The 16,870-nt window shown below is 48.9% G+C and carries 14 protein-coding genes and 1 tRNA gene; 8 read left to right on the top strand and 7 right to left on the bottom strand.

Going from position 1 to position 16,870, the window contains the following annotated elements; genetic code table 11:
• The first annotated feature begins 19 nt into the window (after positions 1 to 19).
• A complete protein-coding gene (gene pmbA / locus DS731_RS19315) occupies positions 20 to 1,351 on the top strand; it encodes a metalloprotease PmbA (protein ID WP_119502850.1) in 1,332 nt (443 codons plus the stop codon).
• A 109-nt stretch (positions 1,352 to 1,460) separates the two neighbouring features.
• Here pmbA and arcA read toward each other — a convergent pair whose 3' ends face one another.
• The 6 genes from arcA to DS731_RS19285 form a co-directional block, all read right to left on the bottom strand.
• Complete coding sequence (gene arcA / locus DS731_RS19310) at positions 1,461 to 2,168, bottom strand: two-component system response regulator ArcA (protein WP_119502849.1); 708 nt, start codon at positions 2,166 to 2,168, stop codon at positions 1,461 to 1,463.
• A 129-nt stretch (positions 2,169 to 2,297) separates the two neighbouring features.
• Positions 2,298 to 3,959 carry a sensor histidine kinase gene (locus DS731_RS19305; RefSeq protein WP_119502848.1) on the bottom strand — a complete coding sequence of 554 codons (1,662 nt, stop codon included), beginning with the start codon at positions 3,957 to 3,959 and terminating at the stop codon, positions 2,298 to 2,300.
• Between the two features lie 88 nt (positions 3,960 to 4,047).
• Entirely contained in the window at positions 4,048 to 5,472 is a 1,425-nt protein-coding gene (glgA, locus tag DS731_RS19300; protein ID WP_119502847.1) for a glycogen synthase GlgA, read from the bottom strand.
• Positions 5,473 to 5,580: 108 nt separating this feature from the next.
• Complete coding sequence (locus tag DS731_RS19295) at positions 5,581 to 6,669, bottom strand: class I SAM-dependent methyltransferase (protein WP_119502846.1); 1,089 nt, start codon at positions 6,667 to 6,669, stop codon at positions 5,581 to 5,583.
• 21 nt (positions 6,670 to 6,690) lie between these two features.
• Complete coding sequence (trmB, locus tag DS731_RS19290; RefSeq protein WP_119502845.1) at positions 6,691 to 7,410, bottom strand: tRNA (guanosine(46)-N7)-methyltransferase TrmB; 720 nt, start codon at positions 7,408 to 7,410, stop codon at positions 6,691 to 6,693.
• A gap of 124 nt (positions 7,411 to 7,534) precedes the next feature.
• Positions 7,535 to 8,230 carry an alpha/beta fold hydrolase gene (locus DS731_RS19285; protein ID WP_119502844.1) on the bottom strand — a complete coding sequence of 232 codons (696 nt, stop codon included), beginning with the start codon at positions 8,228 to 8,230 and terminating at the stop codon, positions 7,535 to 7,537.
• A gap of 80 nt (positions 8,231 to 8,310) precedes the next feature.
• Here DS731_RS19285 and mutY point away from each other — a divergent pair, with 80 nt between their 5' ends.
• The 4 genes from mutY (at position 8,311) to DS731_RS19265 (ending at position 10,486) form a co-directional block, all read left to right on the top strand.
• Positions 8,311 to 9,351 carry an A/G-specific adenine glycosylase gene (gene mutY / locus DS731_RS19280; RefSeq protein WP_119502843.1) on the top strand — a complete coding sequence of 347 codons (1,041 nt, stop codon included), beginning with the start codon at positions 8,311 to 8,313 and terminating at the stop codon, positions 9,349 to 9,351.
• Between the two features lie 47 nt (positions 9,352 to 9,398).
• Complete coding sequence (locus tag DS731_RS19275) at positions 9,399 to 9,671, top strand: oxidative damage protection protein (protein ID WP_119502842.1); 273 nt, start codon at positions 9,399 to 9,401, stop codon at positions 9,669 to 9,671.
• 170 nt (positions 9,672 to 9,841) lie between these two features.
• Positions 9,842 to 9,917: transfer RNA gene (locus DS731_RS19270), tRNA-Phe, on the top strand.
• A 326-nt stretch (positions 9,918 to 10,243) separates the two neighbouring features.
• Positions 10,244 to 10,486, top strand: a complete 243-nt coding sequence (locus DS731_RS19265; RefSeq protein WP_119502841.1) for a DUF2798 domain-containing protein — start codon at positions 10,244 to 10,246, stop codon at positions 10,484 to 10,486.
• Positions 10,487 to 10,490: 4 nt separating this feature from the next.
• On the opposite strand, the gene DS731_RS19260 is transcribed toward DS731_RS19265, so the two are convergent.
• Positions 10,491 to 11,234 carry a sulfite exporter TauE/SafE family protein gene (locus DS731_RS19260; protein WP_332311119.1) on the bottom strand — a complete coding sequence of 248 codons (744 nt, stop codon included), beginning with the start codon at positions 11,232 to 11,234 and terminating at the stop codon, positions 10,491 to 10,493.
• Between the two features lie 106 nt (positions 11,235 to 11,340).
• Between DS731_RS19260 and DS731_RS19255 the strand changes: the two genes are divergently transcribed.
• The 3 genes from DS731_RS19255 (at position 11,341) to DS731_RS19245 (ending at position 16,855) form a co-directional block, all read left to right on the top strand.
• Positions 11,341 to 14,640: a S41 family peptidase gene (locus DS731_RS19255; RefSeq protein ID WP_232373414.1), complete on the top strand. Its 3,300-nt coding sequence runs from the start codon at positions 11,341 to 11,343 to the stop codon at positions 14,638 to 14,640.
• Between the two features lie 83 nt (positions 14,641 to 14,723).
• On the top strand, positions 14,724 to 16,079 hold the full coding sequence (locus DS731_RS19250; protein WP_119502840.1) for a hypothetical protein: 1,356 nt from the start codon (positions 14,724 to 14,726) through the stop codon (positions 16,077 to 16,079).
• 458 nt (positions 16,080 to 16,537) lie between these two features.
• Positions 16,538 to 16,855, top strand: a complete 318-nt coding sequence (locus DS731_RS19245; protein WP_442858470.1) for a response regulator — start codon at positions 16,538 to 16,540, stop codon at positions 16,853 to 16,855.
• Positions 16,856 to 16,870 lie beyond the last annotated feature (15 nt).

Raw genomic sequence — 16,870 nt, 5'->3', positions numbered from 1 at the left:
GGAAATAGCGAAACTCACTATGCAAATTGAAAAGCAAATTGCGGAAATTCAGAATGTCGTAGACGACGTTCTTAAAATGGCGCTGAAAAAAGGCGCGACGCAGGCCGAGGCCAGTATGTCGAAAGTGCAGGGGATTGCAGTGTCATCCCGCATGTGCGATGTAGAAAATGTGGAATTTAATAACGACGGTGGTCTGGGGATCAGCGTTTATGTCGGTAAGCATAAGGGCAGTGCGTCTACAGCGGATCTGAGTAAGGAAGCGCTGGCACTGACGGTAGAAAAAGCGGTGGATATCGCCCGTTATACCAGTGAAGACCCGTGCACCGGCCTGGCAGACAAAGAACTGATTGCCACAGAATTTCCTGATTTAGAATTGTATCACCCCATTGAGCTGGACCCGCAAAAAGGCATTGAGATTGCCATTGAAGCTGAGCGGGCCGCCATGGCATACGATAAACGCATTACCAACTCAGACGGTGCATCTTATAACGCAAACCTGGGGATGCGGGTGTATGGTAACACCCATGGTATCAACGCCGGCTATCCGAGCAGTCGTTACAGCGTGAGCTGCATGATGATTGGCTCTGAAAATGGTGATATGCAGCGGGATTATGCCTATACGGTGAACCGTCAGGCGCATTTGCTTAAACCTGCTGCAGAAGTGGGCCGTGAAGCCGCCGAGGCAACAGTCGCCCGTCTGGGAGCCCGCAAGATTGCCACAGGCAAAGTACCGGTTATGTTGCATAAGGACGTTGCCAGTTCATTGTTCGGCCATTATGTCAGTGCTATCAGCGGTGGTAGCCTGTACCGCCGTTCTTCCTTCCTGCTGGATAAGCTGGGCGAACAGGTTTTCCCTCAATGGCTGAACATTGAAGAGAAGCCTCATTTGAAATCAGGGCTGGCCAGTTCCAGCTTTGATGCTGAAGGGGTGGCAACACACGATATGACGATTGTAGAGAACGGTTGTTTATCTCACTATCTCTACACGACCTATTCAGCACGCAAACTGGGTGTTATTTCAAACGGTCACGCTGGCGGTATCCACAACTGGATTGTGGGAGACACCGGGCAGTCAGATGCTGAGATGTTTAAAGAAATGGGCACCGGTCTGCTGGTTACAGAGTTAATGGGGCAGGGCGTAAACACCGTAACAGGCGATTATTCCCGTGGTGCTGCCGGCTTCTGGGTTGAAAACGGTGTAATCCAGTATCCGGTTCACGAAGTGACCATTGCCGGTAATCTGAAAGATATGTTTATGAACATTGCTGCCATCGGCGCTGAACGCGAGCTTCGCGGCGGTGTTCAAACCGGTTCAGTGTTGATTGGTGAAATGCGTATAGCCGGCAGCTGATGCCGGCTTCAATCAAATAGCCGTATCAGAAACATCAGACACAAAAAATGCAGCCAGAGGCTGCATTTTTTTCATCTGTGGAATGTGAAAGCTAATGTCCGGCGGGCTATCAGCTGTCTACAGAACCGCAGAAACGGTAACCTTCACCGTGGATGGTTACAATCAATTCTTCATCGCTCGGCTCGGATTCGAAGTGCTTACGGATCCGGCGGATGGTTACGTCAACAGTACGGTCATTCGGGCGCAGTTCACGGCCTGTCATTTCCATAATTAACTGTTCGCGGGTAAGGATTTTACCAGGGTTGCTCAGGAACAGGTGCAGTGCACGGAATTCAGAGCGTGGCAGACGGAATTCCGTGCTGCTTGGTGAAATCAGTGAGCGGCTGTCGCCATCCAGAATCCAGCCGTTGAAGCTGACACGGCTTGGTAAATCGTCGTCTTCAGCAGAACTGGTAGTACGTGCAAGCAGGTTGCGGGCACGGATAGTCAGTTCACGTGGATTGAAAGGTTTAGTCAGATAATCATCTGCACCGATTTCCAGACCCAGAATGCGGTCTACATCGTTGTCACGGCCAGTCAGGAAAATCAGACCTACATTCTTACGGTCGCGTACTTCACGCGCCAGAATCAGACCATTTTTGCCCGGCAGGTTAATATCCATGATAACCAGGTTAATAGAGTGATTTTCGAAGAAATCATGCATCTGATCGCCATTCTCGGCCTCAAACACATTGTAGCCTTCAGCTTCGAATAAGCTCTTTAGTGTGGTACGCGTTACCACTTCGTCTTCAACAATTAATATATTTGGCGTCTGCATGGTGTTTTACACTCTTCTACAATCGATTAAGCTAGCTTCTGACAATTCTAATATCCGGGTGACTATTTTAAAAGCGTTTATCGGATAACTTGTCAACGGTATAAGGATTTGTACAAAATTTACAAGGGCTTATTCACCTTTTAACGGTAAATTTCCGGTTTCAGAGCTTTCGACAGGGAAAATGATAATAAATTCCACGCCGTTTCCTTCTTCACTGGTAATTGAGATGGTGCCGTTCAGTGCCTGTGTTACCAGGTTGTAGACCAGATGCATACCCAGTCCGGAGCCACCTTGCCCCCGCTTAGTTGTAACAAACGGGTCAAAGATACGTTTGCGGATATCATTCGATATGCCTTTTCCGTTATCTTTGTAAATTAATTTCATTTTTGTTGGTGTCATCATCTCCGCAATGATGTCTATTTCACCGTGTTCTATATGCTCAAAGCCGTGTATGACAGAATTCATGATCAGATTTATTATTATCTGATTGATAGGGCCGGCTTTGGTCTCCACTGATAACGTCGGATCGCAGTCTACGCGAATATCATGATGGAGCTTTTTTAATCTGGGACGTAAGGATAACAGTATCTCATTAACCAGCTGTGCAAAGCAAAATCTGCGGTTACTTTCTGAAGACTGGTCTACCGCAACCTGTTTAAAGCTGGAAATCAGCTCTGCTGCACGGTTAAGGTTCCGGTAGATGATATTCAGGTTTTCCTGACTCTCATTTAAGAACCTCGCCATTGTACTGGCTTTTAGTGTTTTACTCTCGAATTCTTTTTGAATGATGTGCAATCTGTCCAGCATCATAGTGGAAGCCGTGACTCCAAGACCGATTGGCGTGTTAACTTCGTGGGCAACACCGGCAACCATATCTCCAAGTGACGCCATTTTTTCGTTCTGAACGATTTGTCGTTGAAACTGGTGTAACTTCTCCAGTGTCTGGATTAACTCCTGGTTGGCATCTTTCAGCGCGTTCGTGCGCTGACTCACCATATCTTCCAGGCTGGCATTCAGTTTACGGTGCTGCTCTTCCGCCATTTTCTGTTTCTGCATGTATTCCTGAATGCGGCTCAGCATTACGTTAATCGATTCAGATAAATACGCCAGCTCTCTGATATTGCCGGGTTCAGCACGGGCGGAGTAATCCCTTTGCCGGGACGTTTTACTGAGAAAATCTCCCAGACGCTGGATGGGCGCAGTAATGAGCTTTTGCATTTTGAGAGAAACAATAAAGCAGATCACCAGCATCAGAATAATGACGGTGACAGACGTCAAAATGGACTGCTGGATTTTTTCATTCAGACGATGTGTGGACACCTGAATATAGATGTACCCCGCCGTTGAGGCATCTTCATTCTCGATGGCACGTGCAATTTCAACGATTTCGTTTGAGTAAACCGGACGAAAATAATTACTGACAGAGGACTCTTTCGAACTGGTACGGGTTTCGCCTTCTTTGGTGTAGTTTGCCACCATTCTGAGCTGACCGGATATATCCTGCTGGTAAATATGCACGTTGAGCAAATCAGGAGAAACCGCCAGGTTTTTAAGTTTATTACCCAGTAACCGTTTATCTCTGTCTGATTGTACTTTAAGAAGGTCGTCTTTAAACAGGGCGGCGAGTAAGTCAATAAAGATAGTGACATCTTCGCGCTGTGCTTCGCGGTAATGATTCACCTGGTTGTAGCCGGACAGACCCGCAGATACAAGCAAAGACGCTGTGGCGATGGCCATAACCATCCACAAAAACAAACTACGTATTGATAGCTGCACAGCGTGCTGACTCATTAAACAGTGTCTTATTCTAAGCGCGTCCCTTCACTCAATAGTGGCTTATAGTTGCGTAAAAATAAAGCAACATCCGTGATTTATTCCTTTAAATCATCGTTCTGTAGAGTGCGAGGTAAGATTCTGCTGACGCTTCCCAGGTGAAACGGGTTTGCATGCCACGGATTTGCATTTCTCTGAACTGCACCGGGTGTTCATAATAGAAAAGCAGGGCACGGCGGATACACGCCAGCAGCGCCTCCGGTGTCGGGGCATCAAAAACAAAGCCTGTTGCGTTTTCTTTATCCTGACACTGATCAATGACAGTGTCTTTCAGGCCACCCACTGAACGCACGATGGGTAATGTTCCGTAGGCAAGGCTGTACATCTGATTCAGGCCGCAAGGCTCAAATTGCGACGGCATAAGAAAGAAATCCGCGCCGGCTTCCACAAGGTGGGCGTGGTGGGTACTGAAACCGTTAATGAAGGCAAACTGTTGAGGATGGTTCTGGGCAAACTCATCCAAATCCATACAAACTGTGGGATCACCGGTGCCAACAATGACCATCTGCACGTTATGGTTCATCAAATCCTGCAAAATAGGGACAAGGTAACCGAAGCCTTTCTGTTCTGTTAAACGGCACACCATGCCCAACAGCGGCACATCGGGATTCTGAGGTAAATGGCTGAGTTCCTGTAACGCGAGTTTGCAGGTTTTCTTATCGTGTAAGGTGTCGACGGAATAATTTTGCGGCAGATAGGCGTCGTCCTGCGGATTCCATTGCCCGTAATCACAACCGTTCAGAATACCCGACAAATCTTGCTGGCGCATGACCAGGCGGTCGTGCAGGCCGTGTGATCCTAAGTCTGTAAGCAGCTCTTTTGCGTAATTCGGACTGACTGTTGTTACCTTGGTGGCGAATTCGATGCCCGACTGCAACATATTGATGTAGCCACCATGGATCTGAGACAAAATCGCAGGGTGATGGCGAAGATAAGGAATGTCGTCCAGTTTGTGCACGCCCTGAAAGGCTGCATTGTGAATAGTAAAAACCGTCTTCGTCTGATTGAAGTAGCCGGACTGATCAAAGCGCAACAGAAATGGCAGCATGGCCGTGTGCCAGTCGTGGCAGTGGATAATATCAGGCTGAATACTCAGAGCCTGCAATGCATTCAACGCTGCTCCGCAAAAGAAGCTGAAGCGTTCAGCATTGTCCTGGTAGGCTTCATAGGTGCTGCTGTACAAACCGTCGCGGGCGAAATATTCAGGATAGTCAATAAAGTAGATATTGAGTCCCTGCCAGGACAACTGTTTGATGTTGTAGTGGTATACCTTACCTTCGGCAAATAATGTCTGTTGTGCACAGGCATCGGCGAGTTTATATTCGTCCGCAATCGCCTTGTAATAGGGCATGATGATGCTGATTTGTTCACCGGCATCCAGTAAAGCCAGAGGCAATGCCTTTCCTACGTCGGCAAGTCCTCCTGTTTTGACTAAATCTTCCACTTCTGAAATGGCGAAAACAATATTCACAACAAGACTCCCGACAACCTCAAAGCAATGGCGCTGCTTTGTTTACCAAACAGTTAAATCAACACCGGTTATGTGATGGTAAACGTTACCACACAGTTCAAAATCTGCCTATCCGCAAATACTCAAATACAATGAAAAGCGGGAATCCTGCGCCACCGTGTGGGTTTGCGGAAAAATATCACCAAGCAGTCCGGGGTAGGGTAAGAACCGGTTGGCAACCATTTGTAATGTGCCTTTTGAGTTCAGGCAGCGGCGGCTGTCTTCAATAAACCGGCGGGTCACTGTGTAATCTGTTTTTACTCCGGTATGAAACGGCGGGTTGGTGACAATGTGAGAGAAGGATTTGTTCACGCCGTGCAAGCCGTCTGATGCAACCAGTGTTGCTGACTGCTGATTTGCGGCCAGCGTTCTGGCACTGCAATAAATGGCAAGGGCACTGACATCCAGCAATGTCATATCCAGATGGGGAAAGCGACGGAGCAAATGTGCACCGATAACACCGGCACCACAGGCAAAATCCAGTACTTTACCCCGTAAACGGTCAGATCCTTTGTCCAGCAGCATACGGGTACCGTCATCCAGTTCACCGTGACTGAACACGCCGGGCATGGAAACTACTTCCCACTGGATCCCCTGAACCTCGTATTCCGATTCGTCAATCCAGTCCCCCGGCTTAAACGCTGTTCCCGCTTTCTCAGGCATCACCGTAACCAGACTACAATGCCTTGCAGAGTCTACTTTCTGTGACGGACCGGTCTTTTCAATCAGCTTGCCGATACTCTTAATGCCACCTTTATTTTCACCCACAATGTGAATGCGGCCGCCTTCCTGCAACGCAGAGACAGCCATGGCCAGCAACATCTGCATATGCGCTTTTGATTTAGGCATATAAATCAGAATGTCAGAAAAACAGGTTTCCGCCGGAATGAACGGGGCGAACAGATGGCGGTGAGCGCCGGTCTTTTGTTCAATGCAAAAGCCGGCCTCAGAATGACTGACATCGCGGCTGTCGAACTCACAGCAGGGGATCACCCGCACACTTTCACTGAAAATGTCGAAGTACTGGTGAAGAAAGGTCACAGGTCGGTGATCTATCTGATCGGCAAAATACGCGTCGGCAGGGTTGATAATCAACCAGTTACCTTCTTCAAAAAGTGCCAGGTTTCTTTCCATTAACTGGCTTTGCGGGCTGAGCATGTGTGTTTTCCGGTTATTTTATTATTCTGTACGTTGGTATATGAGATCCCACACACCGTGGCCAAGCTTTTGTCCGCGGACTTCAAACTTCGTTATTGGCCGGTAGTCCGGACGGGGCACATAGTCTCCGTCTGTCGCAGTATTCTCATAGCCGGGAGCCGCATTCATCACTTCCGCCATATACTCAGCGTAAGGTTCCCAGTCTGTCGCCATGTGGAATTTACCGCCGACAGCAAGCTTCTCACGCACCATTTGTACAAATTCAGGTTGTACGATACGACGTTTATGGTGACGCTTTTTATGCCATGGATCAGGAAAGTAGAGTTGAACCCGGGCAAGGCTGCCGTCAGGGATCATTTTCTTAAACACTTCTACCGCGTCGTATTCCATGACACGTAAGTTCGTCAGGCCCCGTTCACCGGCTTCCGATAAACATGCGCCTACTCCGGGACGATGTACTTCAATACCAAAAAAGTTTGATTGCGGGTCGTTCTCTGCCATTTCTACCAGAGATTTGCCCATTCCGAAACCTATTTCCAGCACCACCGGCGCATCGCGACCGTAAAGATCCTGTAAAGACAGCATTTCATCTTTAAACTCAATGCCCATGGTTGGCCAGAAAGATTCCAGCGCTTTAGCCTGTCCTTTGGTTAATCTGCCTTCACGTTTAACAAAGCTGCGTACCTTGCTGATGTAAACGCCGGCGGCTTCCGCCTCTTCCTGATTTTTGTATTGACCCATTTTTTCGTGTCCGCACTATTACCGGTTAAACAGGGGCGGCATTATGCCCGCTGCCCGGGTGATTGCAATATAGAGTGGTTAATTTTACTGCAATTACTGTGGTACTGCTGTGAAATCCGCCGGATTAGTCCACAATCGACTGTAAAATACGGCTCACAGTGTCCGGTTGCTCTAAAAGACACATGTGGCCGGCGCACGGAACCGACGTATATGAGTCTGAAGGAATGGTTTCTGCGGCGTCTTTAAGTACACCGGCTGTGACTACCTGGTCGTCAGCGGCAGCAATGATATGAACAGGGAAGGAGCAGGCTTTCAGTTTGTCTGTCAGCGCTGGTCTTGGCGTGGTCGCTTGTGTGTGAGCCAGTAAGGTGGCGGCACCGAGATCTTTCCCCATGTCCTGCACAACACCGGCTACATCGGGGTTGTTCTGGTGGTCAGGGTGAACAAAGCGGGTAATGTAGGCCGGGCTGTCAGGTTTGAAACTGCCTTTTTTTAACATAGTGAGCAGTTGGGCACGGCGTTTTTCTTCTTCTGCAGTTAAACCGTAAGGAGAGCTGGCGATCATCGTCAGTGATGCAACGCTGTCAGGATTATCAATCGCCCAGCGTGCAGCGATATAACCGCCCATGGAAAAGCCGGCAAGGTGTACTTTTTCACCTGCCAGAACACGGTCGGTGGTCAAAGCCAGCATCTCATCCATGGAAGAAGCCCACTGCAAAGGTACGTAGCGACGCTGATGAACCTGCAGTTTCTGCCATACCGGCAACCACACTCTTTCATCACACAATGTGCCCGGAAGGAATAATGTAGGAAGTGACACGCTTACACCTGCTTAACTTTGGTATTCAGCGCGGCATGTTATCATAGCGGGGTAGCAGAAAGAGTGAATAAATAGCCTAAATGACAAAGCAATTCTCAGAACGTGTACTGGACTGGTTCGATGTGCATGGCCGTAAACATCTTCCCTGGCAGCAGAATATCACGCCCTACGGGGTTTGGGTGTCGGAAATCATGCTTCAGCAAACGCAGGTTTCAACAGTCATCCCTTATTACCAGCGCTTTATGAACAGTTTTCCTACGGTAAATGACCTGGCAGATGCATCGCAGGATGCCGTACTGGATCACTGGACGGGATTGGGTTATTACGCCAGAGCCCGCAATCTTCATAAAGCGGCAGGCATTATCGCCGGGCAATATCATGGCCAGTTTCCGGCTACCCTTGATGAGGTTGTCGCTTTACCCGGCATCGGCCGTTCTACTGCCGGCGCTGTACTGTCTATCGCCTGTGGTCAGAACCATCCAATCCTTGATGGCAATGTTAAACGGGTACTGGCCCGGTTCAATGCCGTGGAAGGTTGGCCGGGACAAAAGCCGGTGGAGAATCAGCTATGGGAATATGCCGCTGCGAATACCCCTGAGCAACGTTGTAATCACTACACTCAGGCCATGATGGACTTAGGAGCCATGATATGTACCCGTTCAAAGCCCCGCTGCGATGCATGTCCGTTGCAAACAGATTGCCTGGCCTATGCGCAGGGACGGCAAGGGGAGTTTCCCGGTAAAAAGCCAAAGAAAGTCTTGCCTGTGCGTACCACGTCTATGGTGGCAGTGCTTTATCACGGCAGTGTGTTAATGGCGCAGCGTCCTCCGGCCGGTCTTTGGGGCGGATTGTACGGATTTATAGAAACAGATAAGCCGGTCACAGAAATGACAGATGAGTTACCGGTGAGTGTGGGCGAAATGAAAGCGCTTGAGCCTTTCAGGCATACCTTCAGTCATTTTCATCTGGATATTCAGCCCTGGTTGATTCTGGCTGACGGCATTGAGCAGCAGCGGGTTGAGGAAAATAATCAGCGCTGGTTTAATCTTGATGAGCCTCTGGGCGTGGGTACGGCAGCACCCACGCAAAAAATTATCTCGCAAATAAAACAATTCCTTTAGACTATGCCCACAATCGCGGGTTTGTCAGCCCGGCTTAAGGAGACACCATGAGCAGACAAGTATTTTGCCAGCATCTGAATAAAGACGCAGACGGACTGGATTTTCAGCTTTATCCCGGCGAACTGGGAAAGCGCATTTTTGACAATATTTCTAAAGAAGCCTTTGCCGCATGGCAGAAAAAGCAAACCATGCTGATCAACGAGCAAAAGCTGAATATGATGGAACCCACAGACAGAAAGTTCCTGGAAGAAAAAATGGAGGCCTTTTTGTTCGAAGGGATTGAGCCGACCATCGAAGGCTACGTCCCCCCGAAGAAGTAGTGTTAAACGGCTGAAAAATGCACGGGTTGCTGTTTTTTTCTCTGAATTGCGCAACTAATGCGCAGTTGAAAAAAATATGCAGAAAAACGGTTGACTTGAAGCACGGAAATCCGTTTAATACGCACCCACAGCAAGACAGGCTTTAAAAAGTCTCCTCGCTACTAAGTTTCGCCCAGATAGCTCAGTTGGTAGAGCAGCGGATTGAAAATCCGCGTGTCGGTGGTTCGATCCCGCCTCTGGGCACCATTCTTAGAAGCCTCGCGTAAGCGGGGCTTTTTTGATTCCGGAACCTGAAAATACTATCCGTTCCGGCGCCTTACCTAAAAAATGAAAAGCACGGCAATGAACGGAAAAATAACTGCTGTGACTGCCAGAGCCAGAATCCACTCCCGTCTTTCATCAGCTGCCATTTGCTTTTTATGCTCTTCCCAGGTTTTCATTTCCGTCTCCGGTGGTGTCATTACTTTTAAGTTAGCATACTTTTTAATCACAAAGTAATATCGCGACAGCCTCTGTGCTATAGTGTGCATCGCATCACGCATCTCTTCATTTTTTATTTCAAAGGTTCTTCTATGATTCATCCCCGTTATGCACCGGTGGTTTTTGCATTATTCATGGCTTTCTTTATGTCCGGCATTATGTCGCTGGTAGTAACAACAATTAATATCGGTTTTACAGACGTGCTGATTGTTAGCTGGCTGAATTCCTGGCCACTGACGTTTGCCATCGCTTTTCCTGTGATTATGGTGGTGTCGCCGGTAGTCAAGCGCATCGTTATGCGCCTTGTGGCAACAGAGGTGGCTGCGCAGAGGTGAAGGGTTAACCCGGCAGTAACGCCAGTGCTGCGAGTAAGGTCATGATGATAACCAGCCAGCGGTAGTGAGCTTCACTGATACGTTTTACCAGCCAGATCCCGCAATATACCCCTGCAATGATGAGTGGCAGTGCGAGCAAATTCAATTTCAGGCTTTCCCAACTGATGGTCTCCCACACAAAAACATGAAAAGGGACTTTAAACAGGTTGATGACAAGGAAAAACCAGGCAGCAGTACCAATAAATACATTTTTAGGTAACCGCATACTCAGCAGGTAAACAGCCATCACAGAGCCGGCCAGATTGCCCACCATAGTGGTGAATCCCCCCATGACACCGGTCAGCAGAGCAAACGTCGTATTATCAGGTACGTCGGCTTTTCGCTTTTCCAGCCATAGCATTAACGCCACACTGGCGAAAATAATCACCGCCATGACCCGCATGAACATACCGTCGTCGATGTGGTCGCCCAGCCACGTGCCAAGCAATACTCCGGCAATCGCAGGAGGAAACAGTTTCATCAGAAACTGCCAGTTTGCGTGTCTGTGATAGTGATAGACTGCAAAAACATCAGCGGCAATCAGCATTGGCAGCATGATGCCGGAAGAACCTTTTCCGCCGAACAGTATGGCAAGTAAGGGAACTGACAGCAGAGATGTACCATGGATGCCGGCCTTGGCCAGACCGACCATAAAGCCAATTGCCAGCACGATACTGATGTCTGTAAATGAAAGTTGTTCGATAAACAAAAAGAAGCTCCTCAGATTGACTTCTCTGACGAAGAATAAAAAAGCGTCAGCGTTGAGGCGGGGATGAAAAAATAAATTATAAAGCACTTACAACAGGGAACAAACCATGAAACGAATGAAGAGCAAACGACTCGCGCGCAGCATAGCAGTGCTGCTTGCCCTCTCTGTATCGCAGGCCATGGCGGCTCCGGGGTATTACCGTGAACCGGTTTTGCATAATGACCAGCTGATATTCAACGCTGAAGGCGATCTCTGGTCTGTAGATTTGAACACTAAGAATGGCGGTCAGTTCGGAGCGACACGGTTAACTACCCAACGGGCAGAAGAAACGCAGCCGGTTATTTCTCCTGATGGTACACAACTGGCATTTGTTGCTAACTATGGAGGCACGACAGAAGTTTACATGAAACCTGTGAGTGGTGGTGTGGCAAAGCGTGCCACCTTCGAAAATGCGGCAGTTAAACTTCACCAGTGGACGACATCCGGCGCACTTCTTTACAGCACGAACAGCCATACGGGACCTGCCAATAGTTATGTTCTTAAACTGCTGGAGCCGGATTCAGGCAAGGTCACTACTTTACCTCTCGCTGATGCAGTCGAGGGGGTCATTGATGACAAAGGTGAGTGGCTCTACTTTGTTCGCTTTGGCTTACAGGTATCCGGCGACAATGCAAACTATTACCAGGGGGGCGCAAAAGGCGAACTCTGGCGCTGGAAACTGCATTCCGGGCAGGAGGCTGAGCGATTAACAGCAGACCATAACGGTTCTGTACGCACCCCAATGCTGGCAGACAACCGTGTTTATTTTATCAGTAACCAGGATGGCCCGGACAGCCTCTGGTCGATGACTCCCGACGGAAAATCTCTGCGAAAAGAATCCGCAACGGCAGACTGGACGGTACGCGGTGCCAGTGCAGACAGCAACCGGATTGTGTACCAGCAGGGTGCGGATTTAGTGTTGAAAGACTTGTCATCAGGCAGCAGCGATATTGTGCCGGTTCAGCTAATTTCAGATTTCCCCTACCTGCGGGAACACTGGGACAATGCGCCTCTTGAGTTTCTTACCAATACGGCCTTCGCGCAATCCGGTGATGCCGTTGTGTTGACCGCCAGGGGCCGCATTGCTATTGCCAGAACAGATGGTTCAAGACTGGTTGAAGTGGATACGCCGGAAGATTCACGCAGCCGGAAAGCCCTGCTCAGTCATGACGGGAAGTGGGTTTATGCATTAAATGACGCCAGCGGTGAAACGGAGATCTGGCGTTTTGCAGCAGATGGTTCTGACCAGGCTGAGCAACTCACAAAAAATGGCGATGCCTTCCGCTGGCAGTTATCCCTTTCACCTGACGGTAAGTGGCTTGCCTTCGACGACAATGAGGGAAAGGTTCAGGTTCTCAATACTTCCGATAGCACGGTGTCCACGGTACTGGACGACAGTGACGGATTGTTTGCCACCCCGGACCTGGTGTGGTCTGCGGACAGCAAACTGCTGGCTGTAAGCCGTAATATTTTAGGCAACGAGCGCAATAGTATTTATCTGTATGCCATGGCTGAACAGCGGGGGATGGAAGTCACATCGGATAAATACCAGTCTTACTCTCCGGCGTTCAGTGCAGACAGTCAGTGGCTTTATTTTCTGTCTGACCGGCATTTTGTTGCTTCACCGTCGAATCCCTGGGGCGACCGTGCCATGGGGACCGCCTTTGACAAACCGACACAAATTTTTGCTCTTGATCTTACCGGTAACGGTGATTTCAGTTTTGCCGCGCCAACCGAGCTGAACCGTAAAATTAAAGGCTCAGAAAAAGATGAAACGGGGTCAGAGCAGGAAGGTGAGCAGGAAGGTTCCGTTGTGACATGGGATGGCCTGACTTCGAGACTCTGGCAGGTGCCAGTCAGTCCGGCTAACTACGGTCATCTGACTATGACTGACTCAACCTTATTTGTAACGGAACAAAGTGGCAGTGCAGCCGTGCTGAAAGGGATGGCAATTAAGCACGACGGTAAGCTGAAGGCGGTGACCTCCGGTGTGGCCGGTTATGCCTTATCCGCAGACGGAAAGTCCCTGTTTGTACACAAACAGGGTAAGGGCAATAAGCACATGTATATCGTGCCTGCCAGTACCAGTTTTCCGAAAGACTTGTCAGGTAAGCAACTCGATACAGCAGGCTGGCAAATGCGCATTACGCCGCAACAGGAATGGGCGCAGATGTTCCATGATGCCTGGCTGATGCACAGGGAGTCACTGTTCGATCCGGCGATGCGGGGGCTCGACTGGAAACAGGTAGAAAAGAAATACGCTCCGCTGCTTGCACGTGTAACACACCGGAGTGAACTGAATGACGTTTTTGCCCAGATGATGGGAGAGCTCAATGCGTTACACAGTCAGGTGCGGGGCGGTGAAATGCCGGCTGATAAAAATGCAGCCAAAGCGGCCATGCTGGGCGGAATTATTGAAGACACCGCTGATGGTGTACTGCTTTCCCACATTTACCGTTACGACAGTGAAATTCCGGCAGAAGCTCCACCTCTGGCAAAGCCGGGTACCGATGCGAAAGAAGGCGATATAGTCCTTGCGGTAAATGGCCGTGAAACACAAACCCGCGCAGACGTAGTACGGGCGCTCATGAACACCGCCGGCAAGCAGGTGTTGCTGACACTGAAACGGGGTGAGAAAGTAGTGAAAACCGTTGTTACCCCGACAGATGTGAATACAGATTTTGCACAGCGCTACCGTGACTGGGTAATGGCGAACAGCGAAAAAGTGAATCAGGAAGATGCTGACATCGGCTATCTGCACCTCTATGCAATGGGGGGTAATGATGTGGCGTCGTTTGCGCGGGAGTTCTATGCCCAGTATAAAAAGGATGGCTTAATCATTGATGTCAGGCGTAATCGCGGTGGCAACGTAGACAGCATGATCCTGGAGAAACTGCTCCGGCGGGTATGGATGTTCTGGCAGTATCCTACCGGTAGCGTGGGCACAAACATGCAGCAAACCTTCCGTGGTCACCTTGTGGTACTGGCCGATCAGTTTACCTATTCAGATGGCGAAACGTTCACTGCCGGAGTAAAAGCAATGCGCCTGGCTCCGGTTATCGGCAAGCAGACCGCAGGTGCCGGTGTGTGGCTTACCGGACGCAACCGCGTTGCCGATAATGGTATGGCGCGGGTGGCTGAGTTTCCTGTATTTGCTGCAGACGGACGCTGGATAACTGAAGGGCGGGGGATCAGTCCGGACAGGGAAGTCGATAATCTTCCTTATGCAACATTCAATGGAAAAGACGCCCAGCTCGAAGCTGCAATCCGCTATTTAAAAGAGCAGATAAAACTGAATCCGGTAAACCCGCTGGAAGGGGAGACACTGCCGGATGTCCGCACGCCGGCGCATGATATCAGGCCGTAACGGAGCCACGTCAGGTTCATATTTTAGTTTGCTTTTTGGCCAGTTAGTGTTGTTATATCTGTCGTAAAAACATGGAGTGTGTCATGAAAATAAAGACTTTCGTAGCAACATTTCTGGCCTTACTGACAGGGAGTTTGTCTGTCAATGCTACCGGCCAGGAGCCGGAATTCCTCAAGTATTACCCGACGTGTGATTACGAAATTATTGATACCGGTGTGGCTGTTGTTATGTCATTTGTGCATGGTAATGTGGTCAGCGAGGCTGCGCACAACGACATGATGGCGGATGCCCGTGATGATTTGTTTAACAAGGCGCTGGAGGTCGATGCCCGGGGGATCGTGTTACTAAAAGCCAAATTTAATCAAATCAATAATAATCGTGGCAAAATGAGGGTGACCGCAGAGCTGTTATCCGGATGCAAGGACGGCAGCGATTATGATGAAGGTGATGTGACTCCACTCACACCGAACGGACATAAACAGTTCAGCATGAATGTTATACGCTCTGAACGAACCATTACCCTCGATGCGTTCGGTGCCGGCGAAGTAATAACGCCTGCACTGCCAGAAAATACCGTCGTGAGTATTGCTGAGGGCATGTACGGCATAAAGCCCGGTGACTCGTCAGAAAAGGTGGAAGACATTTTTGGTACCCCTTCTTTTACGTTCAGACAGGATGAGCACTGGACAATGCTTGCCTATGGCCGCTCACACTGGATTACCCTGAAAGACGGCATCGTGGCAGAAGCCCGTTTCGGCTCACCATTCTTTGGCAATGAATTAACCAACTTTTTCTTCTTTGATGATCGCTTCGACTACCGTAAGTGGTCAATTAATGGCATCGGGAAAGGAGACATTTATACCGGCAAAAAACAACAGATTTTCAGGCAGGGAAGTATAACGCTTACGCTCACCGGCGAAACTTATCTGGTGAACAATCAACAGGATGAAGAGCAGGAAGCTACCGGTTTTGTATTGAGCGATGAAGAACTGATGGCATCGTTACCTGAGTTTACCTGGCAGAAAAGTAATGAGGCCGTTGAATATCTGAATGAATACATAGCGCAGGACAGAGAAACCGGGAGTTTAGATATTTCTGCACTGCCCGGCGAGAAGATTGGCTGGACGAGCCGGCAATCCGGAAAAGGATATGTGCTGATAAACCCGTGGACGCTGGTGGAAGTTGTAGGACGGAATGTCAGCAAGGTCAACGTCAGCCCTGATTTCATTCAAAGTGAATATACAGACTCTCACAACTGGCATTTCGCACAATTTTACAAAGGGCAACCGAAAGCTGACGCTCTGTCCGCCGCCGGTGAAAACAGCTTCGTTATGTATGATGTTATCGAAGTAGAAGCGCCTGATTATCTGTATAAAGTCTATATGTCAGAAATAAACGGCAAAGAGCAGGTGTACAGCATGGAAATGCGTATTTTTTAACGTACCTACGCCCGTACAACGCGCTGCGTCCTCTACTCAGGACGCAGTTGAATATACGAGCGAGACATCAGCTGGTTGTATACGCCTTCAATATTCAGTGGCATCTACTTACTTTCAGTTATATAAATGTATAACCATGTATGTTTGTCGCTGATTTCACTGACAATTTCAGCATCTTCTTTCATGCGACTCATTCTTATTCCAATGTTAAGCGACTAATTTATAGTCAAAATTTAATGCTTACACTATCTGTGTCGCAAATGTCGTTAAAATTCACTATTGTCGCCAAATAACCAAAAGTATAATTTCGCGAATTTGGATCTTGTTCATACTGTGTACTACGTTTATTGGCATCACCGATCACTTTCTGTCCGGTTTAATGCCAACACCGAATAGTGAGGAGTAATCAGGTGAGTACACGGGTTTTAGTTGTAGATGATTCCGTTTCAATCAGACAAATGGTGGAAATGACATTGCGTGCGGCTAACTTCGAAGTGACATTAGCCGAAGACGGTCAGCATGCACTGGATATGTGTTCCGGTTCAGCATTTGATGTTGTGCTTACAGACCAGAACATGCCACGCATGGACGGACTGACACTGATTAAAGCGCTCAGAGGCAAACCGGCATTCCAACGCGTTCCTATCGTCATGTTAACTACCGAAGCAGGTGATGACATGAAAGCAAAAGGGCGTGCGGCCGGTGCCACCGGCTGGATGGTTAAGCCTTTTGACCCCAATAAACTTGTGACAGTTATCAATAAGTTGGCCAGCTGATTCTATGCTTCACGG

This window comes from Alteromonas sp. RKMC-009, assembly GCF_003584565.2.
GTDB lineage: Bacteria > Pseudomonadota > Gammaproteobacteria > Enterobacterales > Alteromonadaceae > Alteromonas.
Note: the sequence above shows the minus strand (reverse complement) of the source record. Positions and strands in the feature narration are given on the sequence as shown.

Excerpts from the sequence above, each read along its gene's own strand:
- DS731_RS19245 (WP_442858470.1), top strand. The coding sequence starts at position 16,538 with ATGGTGGAAATGACATTGCGTGCGGCTAACTTCGAAGTGACATTAGCC.
- pmbA (WP_119502850.1), top strand. The coding sequence starts at position 20 with ATGCAAATTGAAAAGCAAATTGCGGAAATTCAGAATGTCGTAGACGAC.
- DS731_RS19250 (WP_119502840.1), top strand. The coding sequence starts at position 14,724 with ATGAAAATAAAGACTTTCGTAGCAACATTTCTGGCCTTACTGACAGGG.
- DS731_RS19275 (WP_119502842.1), top strand. The coding sequence starts at position 9,399 with ATGAGCAGACAAGTATTTTGCCAGCATCTGAATAAAGACGCAGACGGA.
- DS731_RS19255 (WP_232373414.1), top strand. The coding sequence starts at position 11,341 with ATGAAACGAATGAAGAGCAAACGACTCGCGCGCAGCATAGCAGTGCTG.
- DS731_RS19265 (WP_119502841.1), top strand. The coding sequence starts at position 10,244 with ATGATTCATCCCCGTTATGCACCGGTGGTTTTTGCATTATTCATGGCT.
- DS731_RS19295 (WP_119502846.1), bottom strand. The coding sequence starts at position 6,669 with ATGCTCAGCCCGCAAAGCCAGTTAATGGAAAGAAACCTGGCACTTTTT.
- mutY (WP_119502843.1), top strand. The coding sequence starts at position 8,311 with ATGACAAAGCAATTCTCAGAACGTGTACTGGACTGGTTCGATGTGCAT.
- trmB (WP_119502845.1), bottom strand. The coding sequence starts at position 7,410 with ATGGGTCAATACAAAAATCAGGAAGAGGCGGAAGCCGCCGGCGTTTAC.
- arcA (WP_119502849.1), bottom strand. The coding sequence starts at position 2,168 with ATGCAGACGCCAAATATATTAATTGTTGAAGACGAAGTGGTAACGCGT.
- DS731_RS19305 (WP_119502848.1), bottom strand. The coding sequence starts at position 3,959 with ATGAGTCAGCACGCTGTGCAGCTATCAATACGTAGTTTGTTTTTGTGG.